Source organism: Ralstonia pickettii (assembly GCF_030582395.1).
In the GTDB taxonomy this organism is placed as follows: Bacteria; Pseudomonadota; Gammaproteobacteria; order Burkholderiales; family Burkholderiaceae; genus Ralstonia; species Ralstonia pickettii_D.
Window position 1 is genome coordinate 1,311,402 of the sequence record NZ_CP104381.1, and the last position, 21,910, is coordinate 1,333,311.

Consider the following 21,910-nt stretch of genomic DNA (forward strand, 5'->3'; position numbering starts at 1 on the left):
TCGCATGGAAAAACGCGTCGTTTTTCGGTCGCGCTGGCTGCCGTATGTGCTGGTGGCCCCGCAGATCGTCATCACTCTGGTGTTCTTCTTCTGGCCGGCCGGGCAGGCGCTTTACCAGTCGCTGCTGCGCCAGGATGCCTTCGGCATCAACCTCGAATTCGTGGGGCTGGAGAACTTTCGTGATCTCTTTGCTGATCCGACCTATCTCGGTTCGTTCCAGACCACGGCGGTATTCGCCATTGGCGTTGCGCTGGTTGGTCTTGGCACCTCGCTGGCGCTGGCGTATTTTGCCGATCGCGCGCTGCGTGGCGCCACGTTCTATAAGACCTTGCTGATCTGGCCGTACGCGATTGCGCCGGCCGTCGCGGGCGTGCTGTGGAGCTTCCTGTTCAACCCATCACTGGGCATCGTCTCGTTCGTGATCCGCAAGATGGGCGTGGACTGGAACTTCGTGCTCAACGGCGGTCAGGCGCTGACGCTGGTGGTCATCATCGCGGCGTGGAAGCAGATCAGCTACAACTTCCTCTTCTTCCTGGCAGGGCTGCAAAGCATTCCGAAGTCGCTGATCGAAGCGGCCGCCATTGACGGTGCCGGGCCGTGGAAGCGCTTCTGGTCGATCGTTTTTCCGCTGCTGTCGCCCACTACGTTCTTCCTAATGGTGGTGAACGTTGTGTATGCGTTCTTCGACACCTTCGCCATCATCGATTCGGTCACGCAGGGCGGCCCGTTCAAGGCGACGGAGACGCTGGTGTTCAAGGTTTATCAAGACGGCGTGCGCGGCCTCGACATCGGTGGATCCGCAGCGCAGTCGGTGATCCTCATGGGCTTGGTCATCGTGCTGACGATCGTTCAGTTCCGTTATGTCGAACGCAAAGTCCAATACTGAAAGGAGGGCAACCGCATCATGATTGAACGCCGTCCGTTCCTAGACTTCCTCACCCACGTCGTGCTGATTCTCGGTGTGATCGTCGTGGCGTTTCCTGTGTACGTCGTATTTGTCGCGTCGTCGTTGACGGCCGAAGACGTGCTGCAGGCGCCCATGTCGCTGATCCCCGGTCCGCACCTCATCGAAAACTACCGCACGGTGCTCACGTCGGGTATGGGCAACTCGGCAACGCCGGTCGGCACCATGCTCATGAACAGCCTGATCATGGCACTGGGCATCTCGCTCGGGAAGATCGCCATCTCCATCATCTCGGCGTTTGCGATCGTCTATTTCAAGTTCCCGCTGCGCAAGACGTTCTTCTGGCTCATCTTCGTCACGCTGATGCTGCCGGTGGAAGTTCGGATCCTGCCCACGTACAAGGTGGTGTCGGACCTTGGCATGCTGAACAGCTACGCTGGCCTGACGATTCCGATCATTGCGTCGGCCACGGCCACGTTCCTGTTTCGGCAGTTCTTTTTGACTATTCCCGATGAACTTGCGGAAGCCGCTCGCATCGATGGCGCGGGCCCGCTCAAGTTCTTTTGGGACGTGGTGCTGCCGCTCTCGCGCACCAGCATCGCGGCATTGTTCGTGATCCAGTTCATCTACGGCTGGAACCAGTATCTCTGGCCGCTCCTGATCACGACGGAAAAGAACATGACGCCCATTGTGCTGGGCGTGACGCAAATGATCTCCCGCTCCGGCGATTCCGCCACCGACTGGAACCTGCTGATGGCCACCGTGATGCTGGCCATGTTGCCGCCCGCGGCAATCGTGATCGGGATGCAGCGGTGGTTCGTGAAGGGCCTCGTCGAAACCGAAAAGTAAAAGACGCAAGATGGCAAAACTTTCGCTACGCAACGTTCAGAAGCACTACGCCAACCTCCAGGTCGTGCACGGCATCGACATGGAAATCGGCGACGGGGAGTTCATCGTCATCGTCGGCCCCTCGGGCTGCGGCAAGTCCACGCTGCTGCGCATGGTGGCGGGCCTCGAGCCCATCACCGGCGGCGAAGTTTGGATCGGCGACCGTGTCGTCAACGAGTTGGAGCCGGCCGAGCGCGACATCGCGATGGTGTTCCAGAACTACGCGCTGTATCCGCACATGAGCGTGTTCGACAACATGGCTTATGGCTTAAAGATTCGCGGCTTGCCCAAGAGCGATATTCAAGCGCGTGTGGAACAGGCTGCGGGCATTCTCGAGCTGGGCAAGCTGCTGGATCGCAAGCCGCGTCAGCTCTCGGGCGGGCAACGCCAGCGTGTGGCCATGGGTCGGGCGATCGTGCGTGAACCGGCTGTGTTTTTGTTCGACGAACCGCTCTCCAACCTGGATGCCAAGCTGCGCGTGCAGATGCGTCTGGAGCTGAAAGATCTGCATCGCCGTCTGCGCACGACGAGCCTGTACGTCACGCATGATCAGGTCGAAGCCATGACGCTGGCCGATCGCATGATGGTCCTCAACGGCGGCCGGGTCGAGCAGATCGGCACACCGCTTGAGGTGTACTCGCGTCCGGCCAGCACGTTCGTGGCCGGTTTCATCGGCTCGCCGCCGATGAACCTCGTGCCCGTGTCGCGCAACGCTGGCGGCGGCACGCAGATCCGCGTGGATGGTGCGAAGGAGGGCGACGCGCCCGCCACCCTCGGCCACCTGCCGATGGGTCTTCACCTGCCCGAACACGCGTTGATGGGGCTGCGCCCAGAACACATCGAGCCGTGCTCGGCTGACCAGGCCATCGCCTTGATCGACGTGCGCGTCGTCGAAGCCCTTGGAGCCGACGCGTTTGCATATGGCACGCTGGCGGGTCATCCGGTCGTGGTCCGCCTGGAGCCGCATGCCAGCGTAAAAGCCGGGGAGAAACTGCCCATCACCGCGTCGGCCGAGCACCTGCACTGGTTCGACCCGCAAACCACGCGCCGCATCGAGGCGCTGGCATGACCGGCGCGCGCGCATTGCCGGCCTGGCCGTATCCGCGTGCTATTGCGCACCGCGGCGCGGGCAAGCTGGCGCCGGAAAACACGCTGGCAGCCTTCCGCCATGGGGCGTCGTTCGGCTATCGCATGTTCGAGTTCGATGTGAAGCTCTCAGGCGACGGCGCGTCGGTCCTGTTGCACGACGCCACGCTGGATCGCACCACGAACGGCGCGGGCCGTCTTGATGCGCTCACGCTCGGTCAGATCGCGCAGCTGGATGCAGGCAGTTGGCACAGCCCCGCCTACGCCGGCGAGCCGGTGCCCACGCTGGCAGCCATCGCGCGCTACCTTCGCGCCAACAACTTCCTTGCCAATATCGAGATCAAGCCGGTGCCGGGCGCAGAGTGGCGCACCGGCGCGGCGGTTGCGCTGGATGCCCGCACACTGTGGGCCGGCGCCGCCGTGCCGCCGCTGCTGTCGTCGTTTTCCGAAGATGCGCTGGCTGCCGCGCGCGAGGCGGTGCCGGAGTTGCCTCGCGCGTGGCTGCTCGACAAGCTGCCTGCCGATTGGCTCGATCGCCTGCGCGCATTGGATTGTGTTGCGCTCGACGCCAACCACCGAGAACTGACGCCGGAAATCATTGACGAGGCACACGCCGCAGGCTTTCGCGTCTGCTGCTATACCGTCAACGACCCGGATCGTGCGCAGTGGCTCTGGAGCGCGGGACTGGACGGCTTGATCACCGATTGGGTGGACCGTATCTCGCCCGCATGAATGTGATGGAAGCATGGCTTTGACGTGGCAATGACAAGCGTCGTTTGTCACGTCAAAGAATCGGAATATTGCTTATAAACATGCTATGCTTCCCCTCCGTGAAGACTTAGGTCCTTCCCGCACAACTTGTCTGTAAAAGCTGTCTCGGTACCTCCTCTCTGCCATGCGCGATCCGGTCCGACCAGGTGATTTCAGGCGATTTAGTTTGCGATCCGCTAACCGGTCAAGCCGTGTCGCGGAAGGTTGATGAACCCGCTGAACTCCGGCAGACCCGGAGAAAAGTGAGCGCCCCATGACAGAGCTGTATAAGCAGTACCTGGACACTTCGTACCTGTCCGGCGGTAACGCCGCCTACGTTGAAGATCAGTACGAAGCGTATCTTCAAGATCCCACGTCCGTTAGCGAGGCACTGCGCGCGTACTTCGATGCGCTGCAGAACGTCCCCGCCGTCGACGGTTCCAACGCCCGGGATATCCCCCACGCCCCCATCGTCACCTCGTTCGCCGAGCGCGCCAAGCATGGCCCGATCCGCACGATCGTCGCGTCTGCCGATTCTGATATGGGTCGCAAGCGCGTGGCGGCGACGCAGCTGGTGGCTGCCTACCGCAACGTGGGCCTGCGTTGGGCCGATCTCGATCCGCTCAAGCGTCAGGAGCGCCCCCCGGTTCCGGATCTGGACCCGGCTTTCTACGGTTTCACCGAAGCCGATCAGGACATCGTTTTCAACGCCAGCAACACGTATTTCGGCAAGGAATCGATGAGCCTGCGCGAGCTGGTCAACAACCTGCGCGAAACGTACTGCGGCTCGATCGGCGCTGAGTTCATGTACATCAGCGACCAGGCGCAAAAGCGCTGGTGGCAGGAACGTCTGGAAACCATTCGTTCCAAGCCGACGTTCTCGGCTGAAAAGAAAAAGCACATCCTGGAACGCCTGACGGCCGCTGAAGGTCTCGAGCGCTTCCTGCATACGAAGTACGTCGGTCAGAAGCGTTTCTCGCTGGAAGGCGGCGAAAGCTTCATCGCGGCGATGGACGAACTGATCCAGCATTCCGGCGCCAAGGGTGTGCAGGAAATCGTGATCGGCATGGCCCACCGGGGCCGTCTGAACGTGCTGGTCAACACGCTGGGCAAGATGCCGGCTGACCTGTTCGCCGAATTCGAAGGCAAGCACGTGGACGATCTGCCGGCCGGCGACGTGAAGTACCACAAGGGCTTCTCGAGCGACGTGACGACCCCGGGTGGCCCCGTCCACCTGTCGCTGGCGTTCAACCCGTCGCACCTGGAAATCGTCAACCCGGTCGTGGAAGGCTCGGTCAAGGCACGTCAGGAGCGTCGCGGCGACAAGCACGGCGCGCAGGTGCTGGCTGTGCAAGTCCACGGCGATGCGGCTTTCGCAGGCCAGGGCGTCGTGATGGAAACGCTGAACCTCGCGCAAACGCGTGGTTACGGCACGGGTGGCACGATCCACATCGTCATCAACAACCAGATCGGCTTCACGACGTCGGACCCGCGCGACTCGCGCTCGACGCTGTACTGTACCGACGTGGTCAAGATGATCGAAGCGCCGGTCCTGCACGTGAACGGTGACGATCCCGAAGCCGTCGTGCTGGCCATGCAACTGGCCGTGGATTTCCGTACCGAGTTCCAGAAGGACATCGCGGTCGACATCATCTGCTTCCGTAAGCTCGGCCACAACGAGCAAGACACGCCTGCGATGACGCAGCCGCTGATGTACAAGAAGATCGGCACGCACCCCGGCACGCGCAAGCTCTACGCCGACAAGCTGGTCACGCAGAAGACGCTGAAGCCCGAAGAGCCGGACGCCCTGGTGCAGGAATTCCGTGCCGCCATGGATGCGGGCAAGCACACGGTCGATCCGGTGCTGTCCAACTTCAAGAACAAGTTCGCGGTGGATTGGCTGCCGTTCCTGAACCGCAAGTGGACGGATTCTGCCGACACGGCGGTGCCGATGGCCGAATTGAAGCGTCTGGCCGAGCGCATCACCGTCATCCCCGATCACTTCAAGCTGCATCCGCTGGTTGAGAACGTCGTCAACAACCGCGCCAAGATGGGCAAGGGCGAAGTGCCGCTGGACTGGGGCATGGGCGAGCACCTGGCCTTCGCATCGCTGGTGGCATCTGGCTACCCGGTTCGTATCACCGGCCAGGACGCAGGCCGCGGTACGTTCACGCACCGCCACGCCGTGCTGCACGATCAGAACCGCGAACGTTGGGACGCCGGCAGCTACATCCCGCTGCAGAACGTGTCGGAAAGCCAGGCTCCGTTTACCGTGATCGACTCGGTGCTGTCGGAAGAAGCCGTGATGGGCTTCGAGTACGGCTATTCGTCGGCTGAGCCGAACACCCTGGTGATCTGGGAAGCCCAGTTCGGCGACTTCGCCAACGGCGCACAGGTGGTGATCGACCAGTTCATCTCGTCGGGCGAAGTGAAGTGGGGCCGCGCGTCTGGCTTGACGCTGATGTTGCCGCACGGCTACGAAGGCCAAGGTCCGGAGCACAGCTCGGCACGCCTGGAGCGGTACCTGCAGCTCTGCGCGGACCACAACATGCAAGTGGTGCAGCCGACCACGCCGGCGCAGATCTTCCACCTGCTGCGTCGCCAGATGATCCGGATGTTCCGCAAGCCGCTGATCATCCTGACGCCCAAGTCGCTGCTGCGCAGCAAGGATGCCGTGTCGCCGTTGTCGGATCTGGCCAAGGGTCATTTCGAGACCGTGATTGCCGATACGGCCGAAGATCTGAACGCCGCCAAGGTCAAGCGCGTCGTGGCCTGCTCGGGCAAGGTCTACTACGACTTGGTCAACGCTCGTAAGGAACGTGGCCTGACCGACACGGCGATCATCCGTGTGGAACAGCTCTATCCGTTCCCGCACAAGGCGTTCGCAGCCGAGCTCAAAAAGTATCCGAACCTCGCTGAAGTGGTGTGGTGCCAGGACGAGCCGCAGAACCAGGGCGCCTGGTTCTTCGTGCAGCACTACATCCTCGAGAACATGACCGAGGGCCAGAAGCTGGGCTACGCAGGCCGCCCGGCATCGGCATCGCCGGCCGTGGGCTACTACGCCAAGCACAACGAGCAGCAGAAGGCACTGATCGATGCCGCGTTTAGCAAGCTCAAAGGCTTCGTGCTGAACAAGTAAGCGACATTCGCTCCAAGGCGGCAGCTTCGGCTGTCGCCTTGACGCATCTCCGCTACCGAATTCCACCATATATCGAATTAGCGCGGCTCCCGAACGAGAGGGGCTCGTGCACATGAATCCAAGGAAGCACCGAAATGGCTATCGTTGAAGTCAAGGTCCCGCAGTTTTCCGAGTCCGTTGAAGAGGGCACGCTGATCTCCTGGAAGAAGAAGCCGGGCGAAGCCGTGGCCCAGGACGAAATCCTCATTGAAGTCGAGACCGACAAGGTCGTGCTGGAAGTACCGGCCCCGTCGGCTGGCGTGCTGGCTGAAGTGCTGGTGGCAGACGGCGCAACCGTGACGTCGGAACAGCTGCTGGCCAAGATTGACACCGAAGGGAAGGCAGGCGCCGCGGCTCCGGCAGCTGCTGCACCGGCCCCCGCGGCTGCTGCTCCGGCACCGGCACCGGCTGCTGCCGCTCCGGCCGCCGCTGCAGCGGGTGGCGTGGCAATGCCGTCGGCTGCCAAGCTGATGGCCGAGAACAACCTGTCGGCTGGCCAAGTGGCCGGCACGGGCCGCGATGGCCGCATCACCAAGGGCGACGTGCTGGGTGCTGTAGCTGGTGGTGCCAAGCCGGCTGCTGCTGCCGCTCCGCAAGCTGCTCGTCCGGCGCTGCAGCAAGTGGCTGCCCCGGTGGACTTCGCCGCCCTTGGCGACCGTCCGGAAGAGCGCGTGCCGATGAGCCGCCTGCGTGCCCGGATCGCCGAGCGTCTGGTGCAGTCGCAATCGACCAACGCCATCCTCACCACCTTCAACGAAGTCAACATGAAGCCGGTGATGGACTTGCGCGCCAAGTTCAAGGACCAGTTCGAGAAGACTCACGGCGTGAAGCTGGGCTTCATGTCGTTCTTCGTGAAGGCGGCTGTCCACGCGCTGAAGAAGTACCCGATCATCAACGCATCGGTTGACGGCAACGACATCGTCTACCACGGCTACTTCGACATCGGTATCGCTGTTGGCTCGCCGCGCGGCCTGGTGGTGCCCATCCTGCGCAATGCCGACCAGATGAGCCTGGCCGACATCGAGAAGAAGATTGCTGAATTCGGCCAGAAGGCCAAGGACGGCAAGCTGACGCTCGACGACCTGACCGGCGGTACGTTCTCGATCTCGAACGGCGGCACGTTCGGCTCGATGCTGTCGACCCCGATCATCAACCCGCCGCAATCGGCCATCCTGGGCGTGCACGCCACCAAGGATCGCGCCGTGGTGGAGAACGGCCAGGTCGTGGTTCGCCCGATGAACTACCTGGCCATGTCCTACGACCACCGCATCATCGACGGCCGCGAAGCCGTTCTGGGCCTGGTGGCGATGAAGGAAGCGCTGGAAGACCCGGCCCGCCTGCTGCTGGATCTCTAATCGACCGCGTTGATGACACGAGACGCCGCCCGCGCTGTGCGGCGGCGTCCGAATCGAGGATTTCTCCATGAGCAAAGAATTTGACGTGCTGGTGATCGGCGCCGGCCCCGGCGGTTATATCGCCGCCATCCGCGCGGGTCAGCTGGGCCTGAACGTGGCCTGCTGCGAAGACAACCCCTACGATGATCCGAAGGGCGAGCCGCGCCTGGGTGGCACCTGCCTGAACGTCGGCTGCATTCCTTCGAAGGCGCTGCTCGCCTCGTCGGAAGAGTTCGAGAACGTGAACCACCACCTGGCCGACCACGGCATCACGGTGGATGGCGTCAAGGTCGACGTGGCCAAGATGCTCAAGCGCAAGGACGACATCGTCGGCAAGATGACGAAGGGCATCGAGTTCCTGTTCCGCAAGAACAAGGTGACGCTGCTCAAAGGCCACGGCAAGTTCGTCGGCAAGACCGACGCCGGCTATCAGGTCGAGATCGCAGGCAAGGCCGGCACGGAAGTCGTGACCGCCAAGCACGTGATCATCGCCACGGGCTCGAAGGCACGCCATCTGCCGGGCATGAAGGTCGACAACGTAACCATTGCCGACAATGAAGGCGCACTGAAGTTTGCCGAAGTGCCGAAGAAGCTGGGCGTGATCGGCGCTGGCGTGATCGGCCTGGAACTGGGCTCGGTGTGGCGCCGCCTGGGTGCCGAAGTGACGATTCTCGAAGCGCTGCCGAGCTTCCTGGGTGCGGCGGACGAATCGGTTGCCAAGGAAGCCAACAAGCTGCTGACCAAGCAGGGCCTGAAGATCAACGTCGGCGTGAAGGTTGGCGAGATCGAATCGTCGGCCAAGGGCGTGAAGGTCAACTACACCGACGCTGCCGGCGCTGCGCAAGTGCTGGAGTGCGACAAGCTGATCGTGTCGATCGGCCGCGTGCCCAACACCGACAACCTGGGCCTGGAAGCGATCGGCCTGGCGGCGGATCAGCGTGGCTTTATCGAGGTGGACGAGCACTGCGCGACCAAGCTGCCGAACCTGTGGGCGATCGGCGACGTGGTGCGCGGCCCGATGCTGGCGCACAAGGCAGAAGATGAAGGCGTGGCCGTGGCCGAGCGCATCGTCGGCCAGAAGCCGCACATCGACTACAACTGCATTCCGTGGGTCATCTACACGTACCCGGAAATTGCGTGGGTGGGCAAGACCGAGCAGCAGCTCAAGGCCGAAGGCCGCGAGACCAAGGCCGGCCAGTTCCCGTTCCTGGCCAACGGCCGTGCGCTGGGCATGGGCGCATCCGACGGTTTCGTGAAGGTCATCGCCGATGCGAAGACCGATGAAATCCTGGGCGTGCACATCGTCGCAGCCAACGCCTCGGACCTGGTTGCCGAAGCCGTGGTGGCGATGGAGTTCAAGGCTGCAGCCGAAGACATCGGCCGTATCTGCCACCCGCACCCGTCGATGTCGGAAGTGATGCGCGAAGCTGCGCTGGCCGTCGACAAGCGTCAGCTCAATATGTAAATCGCAAGCCGCAAGGCAAGCACGATGCCCGGTGAATCCACAAGATTGCCGGGCATCGGTCCATTTGGGCCCGCAAACGGTGCCCCAAGCACATCAAGCAGATGAACGTCCAGGAAACCTACCTACAGGAACTGAAGGCGCGCGGCTACCAGCCGGACGAAGCGCAGCAACGCGCTGTCGACCGCCTGCAGCGGTGCTACGACGAGTGGGTCGCCTACAAGGCCCGTCGTTCGAATGCGCTGCGCAAGATGCTCGTGCGCCCCGATTTGCCGCGTGGCGTCTACATGTGGGGCGGGGTGGGGCGCGGCAAGTCGTTCCTGATGGATGCGTTCTATAGCTGCGTGCCATTGGTGCGCAAAACGCGTCTGCACTTTCACGAATTCATGCGCGAAGTGCATCGCCAGCTGGAAGAATTGCGTGGCCGCGCTGATCCGCTGGACGAGTTGGCCCGACGCATTGCCAAGCGCTACCGCCTGATCTGCTTTGACGAATTCCACGTCAGCGACGTAGCCGACGCGATGATCCTGCACCGCTTGCTCGATCAGTTGTTTGCCAACGGCGTGCAGTTCGTGATGACGTCCAACTATCGGCCCGACTTGCTGTATCCGGACGGCTTGCATCGCGACCGCGTGCTGCCGGCCATCGCGCTGCTGCAGGAGAAGCTCGACATCCTCAACGTCGACGCGGGTGTCGATTACCGCAAGCGGGCGATGGAGCAGGTGCAGGCGTATTACACGCCGCTGGGCGCGAAGGCCAACTCGGCGTTGCGGGATGCATTTACGGCGGTGGCCGGGGTGCCGGACGAGTCGCCGGTGCTGCGCATCGAGCACCGTGAGATTCGGGCAGCGCGCAAGGCCGGCGGTGTGGTGTGGTTCGACTTCGCCACGCTATGCGGGGGGCCGCGCTCACAGAACGACTACCTGGAAATCGCCTCGCGCTTTCACACCGTCATCCTGGCCGATGTGCCCAAGATGACGCCGCGCATGGCATCCGAGGCGCGGCGCTTCACGTGGCTGATCGACGTGTTCTACGACCACAAGGTCAAGCTGCTGATGTCGGCCGAGGTGCCGGCAGACGAGCTGTACACCGAAGGCCAAATGGCCAACGAATTCCAGCGCACCGTGTCGCGCATCGTCGAGATGCAGTCACGCGAATACCTCGAAGCACCTCGCCGCGAGGTGGACACGTCGTTGACGTGATTGCTTCCGGTAGCGACAGCCTAGTGTGACGTTGGCGGCGCGTTGCGGTGTGAGGGCGGGGCCTGCGAAGGCCGCAGGCTTGCCCCAAAGAAGTCTTGCGGCAGGCGCTCGGTCTTGCGATTGACGTTGCGGAACGCACCTTCCACTAGCATGGGCGCGACGTTGCTTACATCCGTTTGCGAGGCCATGGTCACGTCTTCTGTAAAGCCGCGTTCGCACAGCTCGCGGCCCGATACAGAATCGAGCAACCACGCTTTCATCATGCCGGTCTGCGACGCCTCACGGTAGACCGCGCGAGCCGCGAGCGCTTCCGGCGACAGCGCCTGCGGCAGGAACCCAGCCACCGTTTCCGACAGGTGATGCACGATCGCACCGGCGGCCAGCCAGTCTTCCAGCGCTGGGCGCAAGGTGCCGTCGGCCCAGCGTTCCCCTGATGCCACCACGGCCACACGTCGGCCCAGCCGGGAAGCAGCTTCCGCCACGGCGCGCGCGTTGCGCAGGCAGCCGGCAAACGTCGGCGTTGATCCAGTGGCGAGTGCGAGCGTCGCCCCATTAGGCGAGGGTAGGACCAGGCTGCTGCCGACCGGCAGTTCCCGCAGCGACGTCGGCGAGAGCGTGTAGCCCGCTTGACTGCGGTTGTAGCCCGCCAGCATCGCCCCCGCGCGGCGCGCGAAGGTTTCAGCGCTGGCGTCGCGCCATGGATACGGATAGATACGTGCCCCGCGCGCCACGGCCACATCCACACAGGTGCAGAAGGACAACACGTCCACCACGATGACGGCGTCGCAATGCGGCGCCAGCGCGGACGCGCCGTGCTCGCCCCATTCGCAGTGGATGTTGTACAGGCTGAATTCGGTTGCCATGTCGCGCCCTCCTGTTTGCCTGGTGCAGCTATCCACTATAGGCGGCTTATTTTTTTATGGGAGGGGTGGCTGCGGCGGGTGCGCTGAGGGTCGCATTTCCACCTCATTCTGATTGCCAGGCGCTTGATGCGCGTCAAGGGCCGGCCGGGGAAGGCTGGCTAGCATCGTCCTCATAATGACGACGACATTCGCCCCCACCCATCCAGCCGCACCGGTTGCCGGAACAGGCTCGCCTATTGGTTCGAGCGGGACAGCCGCGTCGCGCATGACCTGCTATCACTGCGCATCGCCGCTTGACGGTGCCATCGCACTCCACGCGGATATCGGCGGCAAGTCCCGGGAATTTTGCTGTGCCGGCTGCCAGGCTGTCGCGCAAACGCTGCACGCCTCGGGCATGGGCCACATCTATGACGGCCCGATCGCCTTCGCCAAGCCCATCGAAGGCGACCGCCGCACCGAAGCTGAAGCGGTTTGGGCGACCTACGATCTGCCTGTGATGCGAGAGCGCTTTGTACGCCCGCGTGCGGATGGCTCGGAAGAGCTTTCGCTTGCCATCAGCGGCATGCGTTGCGCCGCCTGTGTGTGGCTGATCGAGCGCGCACTCTCGCGGGTGCCGGGCATGCGTGAAGCCACCGTCAATTACGCCACGGAACGCGCGCGCATCGTCGGCGATGCTGGCGCGCTGAGGCTGTCCGCCGTATTTGCAGCCATTGCCGACGTCGGATATGAAGCGTGGCCGGACCAGCCATCCGCCCGCCGCACTGCCGAGGCGCGCGAACGCCGCAGCCTGCTGATCCGCTTGGGGCTGGCCATGCTCGGCATGATGCAGGTGATGATGTACGCATGGCCGGTGTACCTGCACGGCAGCGACATCCCCGTGAGCCAGACGCGCCTGATGCAGTGGGCGAGCCTGTTGCTGACGGCGCCGGTGGTGTTGATCTCTGCGCGGCCCATTTTCATCAACGCGTGGCGGCAGGTACGGCATGCGCACGTCGGCATGGACGTGCCCGTGGCGCTGGGCATTGGCGCGGCATTCATTGCCAGCGTGGTCGCCACCGTGCGCGGTCATGGCGAAACGTATTTCGATTCGGTGACGATGTTCGTCGCTTTCCTGCTGGCGGCGCGTTATCTGGAACTGCGCGCGCGGCAAAGCGCAGCGTCGGGCGCCGAGGCGTTGGTACGTCAGCTGCCGGCCACCTGCCGGCGCATCGATGCCGAAAGCGGTGCGCTGGAAACCATCCCCGTCGCGACCTTGCAGCCGGGCGATTGCGTGGAGGTGCGCGCCGGTGAAGTCCTCCCTGCAGACGGCATCATCGAACACGGCACCACCGAGATCGACGAATCGCTTCTCTCCGGTGAAAGCGTGCCGCGTCCGCGCGACGTGGGCGCGACCGTGCTGGCAGGCAGTTACAACGTTGTCAGCGCCATTCGCGTGCGTGTGAACCGCGTGGGCGCCCAAACGCGCCTTGCCGCCATCGTCGAACTGCTTGAGCGTGCCTTGACGGACAAGCCCCGCATGGCTGAGCTCGCCGACCGTGTGGCCGGGCGCTTTGTTGCAGTGTTGCTCGGCTGGGCGCTGCTGACGGCGATCGCGTGGTGGTGGATCGACCCGACACGGATGTTTGCCGTCACCGTGGCGGTGCTGGTGGTGAGCTGCCCATGTGCGTTGTCGCTGGCCACGCCGTCTGCGCTGGCTGCTGCCAGCGGTGCGCTGGCCAGGCGTGGTGTGCTGGTTACGCGCGGTCACGCTATCGAGAGCCTGGCGGCCGCTACGGATGTGCTGCTCGACAAGACCGGTACGCTCACCGAAGGGCGTTTGCGCTTGTTGAGCATCGAGACCTTCTCCGATCTGGATGCAGAGAATTGCCTCGCACTGGCTTGCGCAATGGAGCAGGCCGAGAACCATCCGATCGCCCAGTCGTTGCGTGGCGCCACTTCAGATGCAATGCCGTTGCCCACGTTGGGGCCGGTGACGAACGTGCCGGGGCAGGGCGTGTATGCCTTGGCCGATCGTCATGTGATGCGGTTGGGCACGCTGTCGTTCGCGGCGACGCAATACGCAAATCACGCGATCACCTCCATCCGTTACGGCACGGAAACGCCAATGGAGGAGGTGCCGCCGGCGGCCGCGTGCACTTGCGTCTGGCTGGGCCGCAATGGCGAGCCGCTTGCCCGCTTCACGCTGGCCGATACGCCGCGTGGCGATGCGCCTGTCTGCTTGAGCGCGTTGCGTGGGCAAGGCCTGCGCTTGCATCTTGTTTCCGGCGATGCGCCGGAGACCGTTCACTGGTGGGCCAACCGACTCGGTATCGATCACGCCGTGGGCGGCGCCAGTCCCGAAGATAAACGTGCCTACGTGCACAAGTTGCAGGCAAACGGTGCGCATGTGCTGGCCGTCGGAGATGGCATCAACGACGCCCCATTGCTTGCGCAGGCGCAGGTTTCCATCGCCATCGGATCCGGTGCGCCATTGGCGCAGGCCGGCGCGGACGCCATTCTCACAGAGCCGCGGCTGCTAGCCATCAGCGAAGCCGTGTCGATCGGTCGCCGCGCATTGCGTGTTGTGCGCCAAAACCTGGGCTGGGCGTTCGCTTACAACGCGATCAGCATTCCGCTGGCCACGCTCGGGTGGCTGTCCCCGCTGGCGGCGGGCATCGGCATGTCGGTGTCATCGCTGCTCGTGGCGCTCAACGCATGGCGTCTTTCGCGCGCGACTTAAAAGGAGGGGCCATGGAAACGCTGTTCCTGCTGATTCCACTGTCGCTGATGCTCGTGGTGGCGATCGTAGGCGCCCTTTGGTGGGCCGTCGGCTCTGGGCAGTACGACGATCTTAAAGCGCCGGCCGAATCGATTCTGTTGGACCCCGATACGCCCACGCGCGACGCAGTGTCGCGGGACGGAACTGCCTGACCACGTTGCCTGGGTTGCCTTGATGCACGTCAAGGCTCTCCAGCGGCCTGGTTCTTAACATGACCACATCACACCAACTATCTTGGGGAGCAAGCATGCAATCGTCCAGCGCGTTGCAGCCCACCCAGACCTTCAACTACCGCGTTGTCCGCCAGTTCTCGATCATGACGATCGTCTGGGGCATTGTCGGTATGGCGGTCGGTGCGCTGATCGCGGCCCAGTTGATCTGGCCGCAATTGAATTTTGGGGTGCCGTGGTTGACCTACGGCCGGCTGCGTCCTCTGCACACAAATGCCGTCATCTTTGCGTTTGGCGGCAGTGCGCTGTTTGCGACGTCGTATTACATCGTGCAGCGCACCTGCCAGGTGCGCCTGCTTTCCGACACGCTGGCCGCATTCACATTCTGGGGGTGGCAGGCCGTGATTGTGGCGGCTGCCATCACCTTGCCGCTCGGGTACACGAGCTCGAAGGAATACGCTGAGCTGGAATGGCCGATCGACATTCTGATCACCGTGGTGTGGGTGGTTTATGCGATCGTGTTTTTCGGCACCATCATCAAGCGCAAGACCCGGCACATCTACGTGGCCAACTGGTTCTTCGGCGCTTACATCATCACCATCGCGCTGCTGCATATCGTCAACAACGCTGAGCTGCCGGTGTCGCTCTGGAAGTCGTACTCGGCATATGCAGGCGTGCAGGATGCGATGGTGCAATGGTGGTACGGCCACAACGCGGTGGGCTTCTTCCTGACCACCAGCTTCCTGGGCATGATGTATTACTTCGTGCCCAAGCAGGCTGAGCGACCGATCTATTCGTACCGCCTGTCGATCGTGCACTTCTGGGCGCTGAACTTCACCTACATGTGGGCGGGCCCGCACCACTTGCAATACACCGCGCTGCCGGACTGGGCACAGTCGCTCGGCATGGTGTTCTCGCTGATTCTGCTGGCGCCTTCGTGGGGCGGCATGATCAACGGGATCATGACGCTCTCGGGTGCCTGGCACAAGCTGCGCACGGATCCGATCCTGAAGTTCCTCGTGGTGGCGCTGTCCTTCTACGGCATGGCGACGTTCGAGGGCTCGATGATGTCCATCAAGACCGTCAACGCGCTGTCGCACTACACCGATTGGACGATTGGCCACGTGCACTCCGGCGCCCTGGGCTGGGTGGCGATGATCACCATCGGCTCGATGTACTACATGATTCCGCGCCTGTTCGGTCAACAGAAGATGTACAGCACGCGCCTGATCGAGGTGCACTTCTGGGTAGCCACCATCGGCGTGGTGCTCTACATCGCCGCCATGTGGGTTGCTGGCGTGATGCAAGGCCTGATGTGGCGTGCCACCGAGGCCGACGGCACGCTGACCTACAGCTTTGTCGAGGCCGTCAAGGCAACGTACCCCTTCTACCTGATTCGGTTGCTGGGCGGCCTGTGCTTCCTGGGCGGCATGTTGCTGATGGCGTTCAACGTCTTTAAGACCATCCAGGGCAGCAAGCCAATCGACGCGCCGATTCCTCAATCAGCCCAGGCCCCGTTGGTCGCGGCACAGTGAGGAGACGAACATGAGCAACCAATCCAATCGTTTTTTCTCGCACGAGACGCTCGAAAAGAACATCGGCTTCCTGATCGTGCTGACGCTGGTGGTGGTCAGCATTGCCGGGCTGGTCCAGATCGTGCCGCTGTTCTTCCAGCATTCGACCACTGAGCCGGTCAAGGGCATCGCACCGTATTCGCCGCTGCGGCTTGCGGGGCGCGACATCTACATCCGCGAAGGCTGCGTTGGCTGCCACTCTCAGCAGGTGCGCACGCTGCGCGCCGAAACCGAGCGTTACGGCCACTATTCGCTGGCGGGCGAATCTGTCTTCGACCATCCGTTCCTGTGGGGTTCCAAGCGCACGGGTCCGGACTTGGCGCGCGTGGGGCAGCGCTACTCGGACGACTGGCATCGGATCCACCTGCGCGACCCGCGTGAGGTGGTGCCCGAGTCGAACATGCCGTCGTATGCATGGCTGTCAAAAACGCCGCTCGACAACAGCGACATCGAGAAGAAGATGCACGTCCTGCGCCAGCTCGGTGTGCCGTACACGGATGCGCAGATTGCCGGGGCGCGCGAGCAACTGGTCGGCAAGACGGAGGAGGACGCCGTGGTCGCCTATCTGCAGGGGCTTGGCGTGGAACTGCGCAACATACGGGACGTGGCTGCCGCACAGGCTGCTGCACCTGCAACCGTTGCTGCCAAGGAGTAAGCCATGGCCATGCTCAGTGCAATTGCGACTGCCGTCTTCCTCGTGCTGTTCGTCTGCATTTCCTGGTGGGCATTCTCGGCGCATCGCCGCGCGGCGAACGCTGAATCGGCCATGCTGCCGTTCCTGCTGCCCGATGAGGCCGAAGTCGCCGGTGCGCATGCAGACGCATCGCGCCCGCATCAATAAGGACACAGAATCATGAGCGACTTCATTTCGGAGTTCTGGGGGTATTACATCGCGGCGATTGCCCTGGTCGGCATCGTGTGGTGCATCTGGCTGCTGTTCTCCCAGCGGCGCATCCAAGTGGCACCGGGGCGCAGCGCCGGGGAAGACACCGGCCACGTATGGGATGGCGATTTGCGCGAACTGAATAATCCGCTGCCGCGCTGGTGGATGTGGATGTTCCTGCTGTCGTGCGTCTTTGCATTGGGGTACCTGATCCTGTATCCGGGCTTGGGTGCATATGGCGGTGTGCTCGGTTTCTCCACGCGCGGCGAGTTGGCCTCGCAGCGTGCGGCCGCCGATGCGCAGGTCCGACCGCTCTATGAGCGTTATGCCAGCATGGACATCAAGCAGATCGCCGCCGACCCGCAGGCCCATGAGATTGGGCAGCGCCTTTTCCTCAACAACTGTGCGCAGTGCCATGGCTCGGATGCCGGCGGCTCGAAGGGCTTTCCGAATCTGACTGACGGCGACTGGCTGTACGGCGGAGACCCCGAGACGATCCTGACCACCATTACCAAGGGGCGTCACGGCGTCATGCCGTCCCTGGCGGCGGTCGTGGATGGCAATCAGGCAGTCAATGTGGCGAACTACGTGCGCTCGCTGTCGGGACTGTCGTATGACCCGATCAAGGCAGCGCGCGGCGAACCGACGTTCAAGTCGGTCTGTGCGGCTTGCCACATGGCAACCGGCAAGGGCAATCAGGCGCTGGGCGCGCCCAACCTGACCGACCGCGTCTGGCTATATGGCAGTTCGGAAGCGACCATCGTCGAGACCATCCTCAAGGGTCGTGACAACACGATGCCGGCACACGAGAACCTGCTCTCTCCGGAGAAGATTCGCATGCTGGCGGCCTATGTCTGGGGCCTGTCCAATAGCAACACGAGCCACGCGCAATGAGCGACAAAGAACCTGCCTGGCGCCCGATGACACCCGCCACCGTAGTGGCGGGTGTCGACGACGCGCCGACCGAGCAGATGCTCTATGAAGTCCGGCGCAAGATCTATCCGCGCGCCGTGACCGGTGCGTTTGCGCGTTGGCGCGTCTGGCTGGTGCTGGCGACGCAAGCCATCTTCTATGGCTTGCCGTGGTTACAGTGGAATGGTCGCCAAGCCGTGCTCTTTGATCTGGGCGCACGCAAGTTCTATCTGTTCGGCCTCGTGCTTTGGCCGCAAGACGTGATTTATCTGACGGTACTGCTGGTGCTGTCGGCGTTGGGGCTGTTCCTGTTCACTGCGGTGGCGGGGCGGCTCTTTTGCGGTTATGCCTGTCCGCAGACGGTTTACACCGAAATCTTCATGTGGATCGAGCGGCATGTCGAAGGTGACCGCTTTGCCCGCATCCGCCTCGACGGTGAGCGTTGGAGCCTACGCAAATTCCGCCTCAAGGCTGCAAAGCATTCGGCCTGGATTCTCATTGCGCTATGGACGGGATTCACCTTCGTCGGCTTCTTCACGCCGATCCGCGATCTCGGTATGGAGACGTGGACGCTTTCCCTCGGGCCATGGCAAACGTTCTGGATGCTGTTCTACGCTTTTGCCACATGGGGCAACGCAGGCTTCATGCGCGAGCAGGTGTGTCGCTACATGTGCCCGTACGCGCGTTTCCAAAGCGTGATGGTCGACCCCGATACCTACGTCGTCACATACGACACGCAGCGCGGCGAACCGAGGGGCAGCCGCTCCCGCAATGCCGACTTCCAAGCGCAGGGCCTGGGCTCGTGCGTCGACTGCAGTATCTGTGTACAGGTGTGCCCGACCGGTATCGACATCCGCCAGGGGTTGCAGTACGAATGCATCGGCTGTGGGGCATGCATCGACGCCTGCGATCAGGTCATGGACAAGATGCGTTACCCGCGCGGCCTCATTCGCTATACATCAGAGCGGGCCATGCATGACCGGCTCAGCCCAAAAGAAGCGCGCCGGCATCTGCTGCGCCCACGCGTGTTGGTCTACAGCGCAATCATGCTGGTGCTCATTGTTGGGTTCATTGGCGCTCTGATGATTCGGCAGCCTCTCAAGGTGGATGTGATTCGCGATCGCGGGGCACTCGCACGCGAAGTGGATGGCGGCAAGATCGAGAATGTTTATCGTCTGCAACTCATGAACGCATCCGAGCAGCCCATGCGCGTGACCATCACCGCAGAAGGCATGCCTCAACTGGACGTGGAGGGCGGCCGGGGCGAATCGACCACGTTGGAGTTGCCGCCTGCGGCCAACCGTCTGGTGCCGGTGCGCGTGCGTCGACCCGCCGACGACGCGACGCCCGGTTCGCACAAGATCCAATTCGTCATTCAGGCAGATCACGGCAGTGGCAGCCTCGTGCTGCGCGAGCCGTCGAGCTTCATCGTGCCGCGCTAGCGCGGTACTCGCGGCATCTCCAACAGGAGGCAACGATGCACGCAACGCAAACTTCAGCACCCGCACGGCCCTGGTGGCGCGAGCCCTGGCCGTGGCTTCTGATGGCGGGACCGTTCGCCGCCATGATCGGCTGTGGCGTGACCATCTGGCTCGCGACTTCGCATCCGGATGCTGCCATTCACGACAACGTTGTGCGGCGCGGTTTGGTCGTCGAAAAGCCGGCTGCCGCGCCTGCGCATGTCATGCCAGCGGGGGCCCGATGAAGCGTCGACTACTGATGTGGATTCTGTGGCCGGCCTTTCTGTCGGCCGCGCTGGCCGAGCTGATCGTCTTTGCGGTGGTCGATCCTGCCGACCTGCGTTTCTTTGGCGAGCAGATCACGGTGTCGGCCCAAGCGGTCTACACCGTGTCGTTCTTTGTGTTCTGGTTGCTGTGCGGGTTGTCGAGTGCGCTGACGCTCTATGTATCGCCGGGTATTGGCAAACTGGAAGCGCACGAACACCCGCTCGTGTGAGCAGGCGCCATGGACGGTAACTTAGGCGGCCTGGCCGCTCATCACCTGGCGCAGGCCGGCCAGGTCGATCAGCTTGACGTGGCGTTGACGGATCTGAATGAGGCCCGCTTCGGCAAAACGGGAGAACAGGCGGCTGACCGTTTCGAGCTTGAGACCCAGATAGCTGCCGAGTTCTTCACGGCTCATGCGCAGCACGAACTCGGTCGACGAATATCCGCGCTGGGCCGAGCGCTTGGAAAGATTGAGCAGGAAAGCCGCGAGACGCTCTTCTGCACGCATGGAGCCGAGCGTGAGCAGCATCAGATGATCCTGCGAGATCTCCTTGCTCATGATGCGCAGGAACTGATGCTGCAGCGATGGCAGCCGGCGCGACAGCTGTTGCAATTCGTCGTAACGCACCACACAGACTTCGGTATCTTCCAGCGCGGTCGCGTCCGACACGTGGCGCATATCGCCAATGCCGTCGAGCCCCACAATTTCACCTGGCAGGTGGAATCCGGTGATCTGGTGGCGACCGTCTTCAAGCGTCAAATGGGTTTTCAGCGTGCCGAAGCGAATGCCATAAACCGCCTCAAGCGGCTCGCCCAAAGCATAGAGGGATTGCCCCTTCTTAATGCGGATGCGCTCGCTGACCAAATCGTCCATCTTGCGCACGTCGTCCGAGTTCATTCCCACCGGCAGACAGATTTGTCCGAGTACGCAGGTGGAACAACGCGAGGCTTGGTCGGTAAGCGCGATTCGAGTGAGCACGGGCGGGGCGACTGGATTTCGAGAGAGTGGAATGAGTAATTCTTGTGGTGCAGCTCGACTTATTATAACGGCGACGTTGTCGTCATCGGACACTTCCGATGCGGCAAAACGCGTCAATTAGGCTAAGTTCGCCACAGCAAAACGAAAACCTTGGCCCATATCAAAAGAGCGTTAAAAAGATGAGTGCCGCGGCGCTTCTGAGTGTTTTTCTGATTGCACTGCTCGGCGGTGTCCATTGTCTGGCGATGTGCAGCGGTATCGCATTGGCGGCGGAGCGGGGGACCGTGTCGGTGCGAATTGTGTCGCGTCGCCGGCTGTGGTTCGAACAGGTCGTCATGCATGCGGGGCGCCTGACCACGTATGCGTTGCTCGGCGCAATCATGGGGGCGATGGGCGCGACCATATGGCGCCAGCAGTGGCTACCGATCCAACGCGGCCTGTTTGCCTTTGCCAGCGCTTTGCTACTTGCCTACGGGGTCCTGCTGCTCGTGCGTTCCGCTGCAGACGTGTGGCGCAGCGTATGGCTCGAGCGGCAGCTGGGCCGTGTCACGGGCGGACTGTCCCGGGCTGCTGCCGCGCTGGGCGGCAGGCTGCAACGCCAGCCCCCGCTGCTGCGCCGCTACCTCACGGGGTTGGCCTGGGGGCTGGTCCCGTGCGGAATGGTCTACGGCGCACTGGCCGTGGCGTTGTTGGCAGGCAACGGCGCCTCCGGGGCTGTCGTCATGCTCGCCTTTGGTGCTGGCACGTTGCCCAATCTGTTGATGATGTCCGGTCTGGCGGGATGGCTGCGCGGCCTGTCGCGACAGCGGTGGGCGCGGGGCGCTGCGGGCATCGCTATCGCCGTATTCGGGATCTGGGGCCTGGTTCACGCAATCTGGCTGCCGGAGATGCTCAACGCACATGGCTTCTGTCTGGTGCTGTAGGCGTTTAAAGCACGCGAAAATCGCCATCCTGCCCGGGATGGAGGGCTAAGACGTCTTCCCGGTTGCGGCGTCGCGGGGAATTGCCCTACAATCGAACACAATTCGATTCGCCACCCGCGCAAATCAACAATCCCAAGCGCGGCGCCTAGCGATGCCATCCAGCGGTAGAGTCACCCTGGACAGTCGATTCGGGCGGGCTGCCATTCTTCGTTGGTAGTCGTCCGGCGCAGTATCCGTCCCCATGGCGGCGGAAGAAA

20 protein-coding genes are annotated in these 21,910 nt (G+C 62.8%); 18 read left to right on the top strand and 2 right to left on the bottom strand.

All coding sequences use genetic code 11. The annotated features are described in order from the left end of the window. Positions 1-4: 4 nt before the first annotated feature. From ugpA to zapE, 8 genes are all read left to right on the top strand, one after another. Positions 5-886: a sn-glycerol-3-phosphate ABC transporter permease UgpA gene (gene ugpA, locus N5B55_RS06360; protein ID WP_065857699.1), complete on the top strand. Its 882-nt coding sequence runs from the start codon at positions 5-7 to the stop codon at positions 884-886. 18 nt (positions 887-904) lie between these two features. Further along, positions 905-1,753: a sn-glycerol-3-phosphate ABC transporter permease UgpE gene (ugpE, locus tag N5B55_RS06365; RefSeq protein ID WP_178959957.1), complete on the top strand. Its 849-nt coding sequence runs from the start codon at positions 905-907 to the stop codon at positions 1,751-1,753. A 10-nt stretch (positions 1,754-1,763) separates the two neighbouring features. Next, a complete protein-coding gene (locus tag N5B55_RS06370; RefSeq protein WP_154207371.1) occupies positions 1,764-2,861 on the top strand; it encodes a sn-glycerol-3-phosphate import ATP-binding protein UgpC in 1,098 nt (365 codons plus the stop codon). After that, positions 2,858-3,610: a glycerophosphodiester phosphodiesterase gene (gene ugpQ, locus N5B55_RS06375; protein WP_304539525.1), complete on the top strand. Its 753-nt coding sequence runs from the start codon at positions 2,858-2,860 to the stop codon at positions 3,608-3,610. Before N5B55_RS06370 ends, ugpQ begins: the two co-directional genes overlap by 4 nt. Before the next feature lie 292 nt (positions 3,611-3,902). Then, positions 3,903-6,767 carry a 2-oxoglutarate dehydrogenase E1 component gene (locus N5B55_RS06380; RefSeq protein ID WP_012761793.1) on the top strand — a complete coding sequence of 955 codons (2,865 nt, stop codon included), beginning with the start codon at positions 3,903-3,905 and terminating at the stop codon, positions 6,765-6,767. A 134-nt stretch (positions 6,768-6,901) separates the two neighbouring features. Continuing rightward, on the top strand, positions 6,902-8,161 hold the full coding sequence (gene odhB, locus N5B55_RS06385) for a 2-oxoglutarate dehydrogenase complex dihydrolipoyllysine-residue succinyltransferase (RefSeq protein ID WP_065857706.1): 1,260 nt from the start codon (positions 6,902-6,904) through the stop codon (positions 8,159-8,161). A 67-nt stretch (positions 8,162-8,228) separates the two neighbouring features. Beyond that, on the top strand, positions 8,229-9,665 hold the full coding sequence (lpdA, locus tag N5B55_RS06390) for a dihydrolipoyl dehydrogenase (protein ID WP_304539526.1): 1,437 nt from the start codon (positions 8,229-8,231) through the stop codon (positions 9,663-9,665). 101 nt (positions 9,666-9,766) lie between these two features. Further along, positions 9,767-10,864, top strand: a complete 1,098-nt coding sequence (gene zapE / locus N5B55_RS06395; RefSeq protein ID WP_065857710.1) for a cell division protein ZapE — start codon at positions 9,767-9,769, stop codon at positions 10,862-10,864. A 20-nt stretch (positions 10,865-10,884) separates the two neighbouring features. Here the strand turns inward: zapE and N5B55_RS06400 are convergent, their stop codons facing one another. Then, positions 10,885-11,727 (bottom strand): 2-phosphosulfolactate phosphatase, encoded by an 843-nt coding sequence (locus tag N5B55_RS06400; protein ID WP_009238369.1) that lies wholly within the window; start codon positions 11,725-11,727, stop codon positions 10,885-10,887. Positions 11,728-11,902: 175 nt separating this feature from the next. Between N5B55_RS06400 and N5B55_RS06405 the strand changes: the two genes are divergently transcribed. From N5B55_RS06405 to N5B55_RS06445, 9 genes are all read left to right on the top strand, one after another. Continuing rightward, positions 11,903-14,446: a heavy metal translocating P-type ATPase gene (locus N5B55_RS06405; protein ID WP_304539527.1), complete on the top strand. Its 2,544-nt coding sequence runs from the start codon at positions 11,903-11,905 to the stop codon at positions 14,444-14,446. A gap of 11 nt (positions 14,447-14,457) precedes the next feature. Then, positions 14,458-14,637 carry a cbb3-type cytochrome oxidase assembly protein CcoS gene (gene ccoS, locus N5B55_RS06410; RefSeq protein WP_009238367.1) on the top strand — a complete coding sequence of 60 codons (180 nt, stop codon included), beginning with the start codon at positions 14,458-14,460 and terminating at the stop codon, positions 14,635-14,637. Between the two features lie 95 nt (positions 14,638-14,732). Next, a complete protein-coding gene (gene ccoN, locus N5B55_RS06415) occupies positions 14,733-16,190 on the top strand; it encodes a cytochrome-c oxidase, cbb3-type subunit I (protein ID WP_154207376.1) in 1,458 nt (485 codons plus the stop codon). Positions 16,191-16,200: 10 nt separating this feature from the next. Further along, positions 16,201-16,884 carry a cytochrome-c oxidase, cbb3-type subunit II gene (ccoO, locus tag N5B55_RS06420; protein WP_304539528.1) on the top strand — a complete coding sequence of 228 codons (684 nt, stop codon included), beginning with the start codon at positions 16,201-16,203 and terminating at the stop codon, positions 16,882-16,884. Between the two features lie 3 nt (positions 16,885-16,887). After that, positions 16,888-17,070 (top strand): cbb3-type cytochrome oxidase subunit 3, encoded by a 183-nt coding sequence (locus tag N5B55_RS06425; protein WP_065857717.1) that lies wholly within the window; start codon positions 16,888-16,890, stop codon positions 17,068-17,070. Between the two features lie 12 nt (positions 17,071-17,082). Next, positions 17,083-18,006 (top strand): cytochrome-c oxidase, cbb3-type subunit III, encoded by a 924-nt coding sequence (gene ccoP / locus N5B55_RS06430; RefSeq protein WP_065857719.1) that lies wholly within the window; start codon positions 17,083-17,085, stop codon positions 18,004-18,006. Then, the gene (gene ccoG / locus N5B55_RS06435; protein WP_178959963.1) at positions 18,003-19,466 is read left to right on the top strand and encodes a cytochrome c oxidase accessory protein CcoG; all 1,464 of its coding nucleotides are present in this window, start codon (positions 18,003-18,005) and stop codon (positions 19,464-19,466) included. The genes ccoP and ccoG overlap by 4 nt, the downstream gene beginning before the upstream one ends. 35 nt (positions 19,467-19,501) lie before the next feature. Beyond that, a complete protein-coding gene (locus N5B55_RS06440; protein WP_256731046.1) occupies positions 19,502-19,729 on the top strand; it encodes a FixH family protein in 228 nt (75 codons plus the stop codon). Beyond that, positions 19,726-19,980, top strand: coding sequence for a hypothetical protein (locus tag N5B55_RS06445; protein ID WP_065857726.1), 255 nt, complete (start codon positions 19,726-19,728; stop codon positions 19,978-19,980). Before N5B55_RS06440 ends, N5B55_RS06445 begins: the two co-directional genes overlap by 4 nt. A gap of 21 nt (positions 19,981-20,001) precedes the next feature. On the opposite strand, the gene fnr is transcribed toward N5B55_RS06445, so the two are convergent. Then, entirely contained in the window at positions 20,002-20,730 is a 729-nt protein-coding gene (gene fnr, locus N5B55_RS06450; protein WP_081311291.1) for a fumarate/nitrate reduction transcriptional regulator Fnr, read from the bottom strand. Positions 20,731-20,909: 179 nt separating this feature from the next. On the opposite strand from fnr, the gene N5B55_RS06455 reads away from it, so the two are divergent. Next, a complete protein-coding gene (locus N5B55_RS06455; RefSeq protein WP_178960000.1) occupies positions 20,910-21,653 on the top strand; it encodes a sulfite exporter TauE/SafE family protein in 744 nt (247 codons plus the stop codon). The last annotated feature ends 257 nt before the right edge of the window (positions 21,654-21,910 follow it).

Coding starts and splice junctions, on each gene's coding strand:
- ugpA (WP_065857699.1), top strand. CDS start 5: ATGGAAAAACGCGTCGTTTTTCGGTCGCGCTGGCTGCCGTATGTGCTG.
- ugpE (WP_178959957.1), top strand. CDS start 905: ATGATTGAACGCCGTCCGTTCCTAGACTTCCTCACCCACGTCGTGCTG.
- N5B55_RS06370 (WP_154207371.1), top strand. CDS start 1,764: ATGGCAAAACTTTCGCTACGCAACGTTCAGAAGCACTACGCCAACCTC.
- ugpQ (WP_304539525.1), top strand. CDS start 2,858: ATGACCGGCGCGCGCGCATTGCCGGCCTGGCCGTATCCGCGTGCTATT.
- N5B55_RS06380 (WP_012761793.1), top strand. CDS start 3,903: ATGACAGAGCTGTATAAGCAGTACCTGGACACTTCGTACCTGTCCGGC.
- odhB (WP_065857706.1), top strand. CDS start 6,902: ATGGCTATCGTTGAAGTCAAGGTCCCGCAGTTTTCCGAGTCCGTTGAA.
- lpdA (WP_304539526.1), top strand. CDS start 8,229: ATGAGCAAAGAATTTGACGTGCTGGTGATCGGCGCCGGCCCCGGCGGT.
- zapE (WP_065857710.1), top strand. CDS start 9,767: ATGAACGTCCAGGAAACCTACCTACAGGAACTGAAGGCGCGCGGCTAC.
- N5B55_RS06400 (WP_009238369.1), bottom strand. CDS start 11,727: ATGGCAACCGAATTCAGCCTGTACAACATCCACTGCGAATGGGGCGAG.
- N5B55_RS06405 (WP_304539527.1), top strand. CDS start 11,903: ATGACGACGACATTCGCCCCCACCCATCCAGCCGCACCGGTTGCCGGA.
- ccoS (WP_009238367.1), top strand. CDS start 14,458: ATGGAAACGCTGTTCCTGCTGATTCCACTGTCGCTGATGCTCGTGGTG.
- ccoN (WP_154207376.1), top strand. CDS start 14,733: ATGCAATCGTCCAGCGCGTTGCAGCCCACCCAGACCTTCAACTACCGC.
- ccoO (WP_304539528.1), top strand. CDS start 16,201: ATGAGCAACCAATCCAATCGTTTTTTCTCGCACGAGACGCTCGAAAAG.
- N5B55_RS06425 (WP_065857717.1), top strand. CDS start 16,888: ATGGCCATGCTCAGTGCAATTGCGACTGCCGTCTTCCTCGTGCTGTTC.
- ccoP (WP_065857719.1), top strand. CDS start 17,083: ATGAGCGACTTCATTTCGGAGTTCTGGGGGTATTACATCGCGGCGATT.
- ccoG (WP_178959963.1), top strand. CDS start 18,003: ATGAGCGACAAAGAACCTGCCTGGCGCCCGATGACACCCGCCACCGTA.
- N5B55_RS06440 (WP_256731046.1), top strand. CDS start 19,502: ATGCACGCAACGCAAACTTCAGCACCCGCACGGCCCTGGTGGCGCGAG.
- N5B55_RS06445 (WP_065857726.1), top strand. CDS start 19,726: ATGAAGCGTCGACTACTGATGTGGATTCTGTGGCCGGCCTTTCTGTCG.
- N5B55_RS06455 (WP_178960000.1), top strand. CDS start 20,910: ATGAGTGCCGCGGCGCTTCTGAGTGTTTTTCTGATTGCACTGCTCGGC.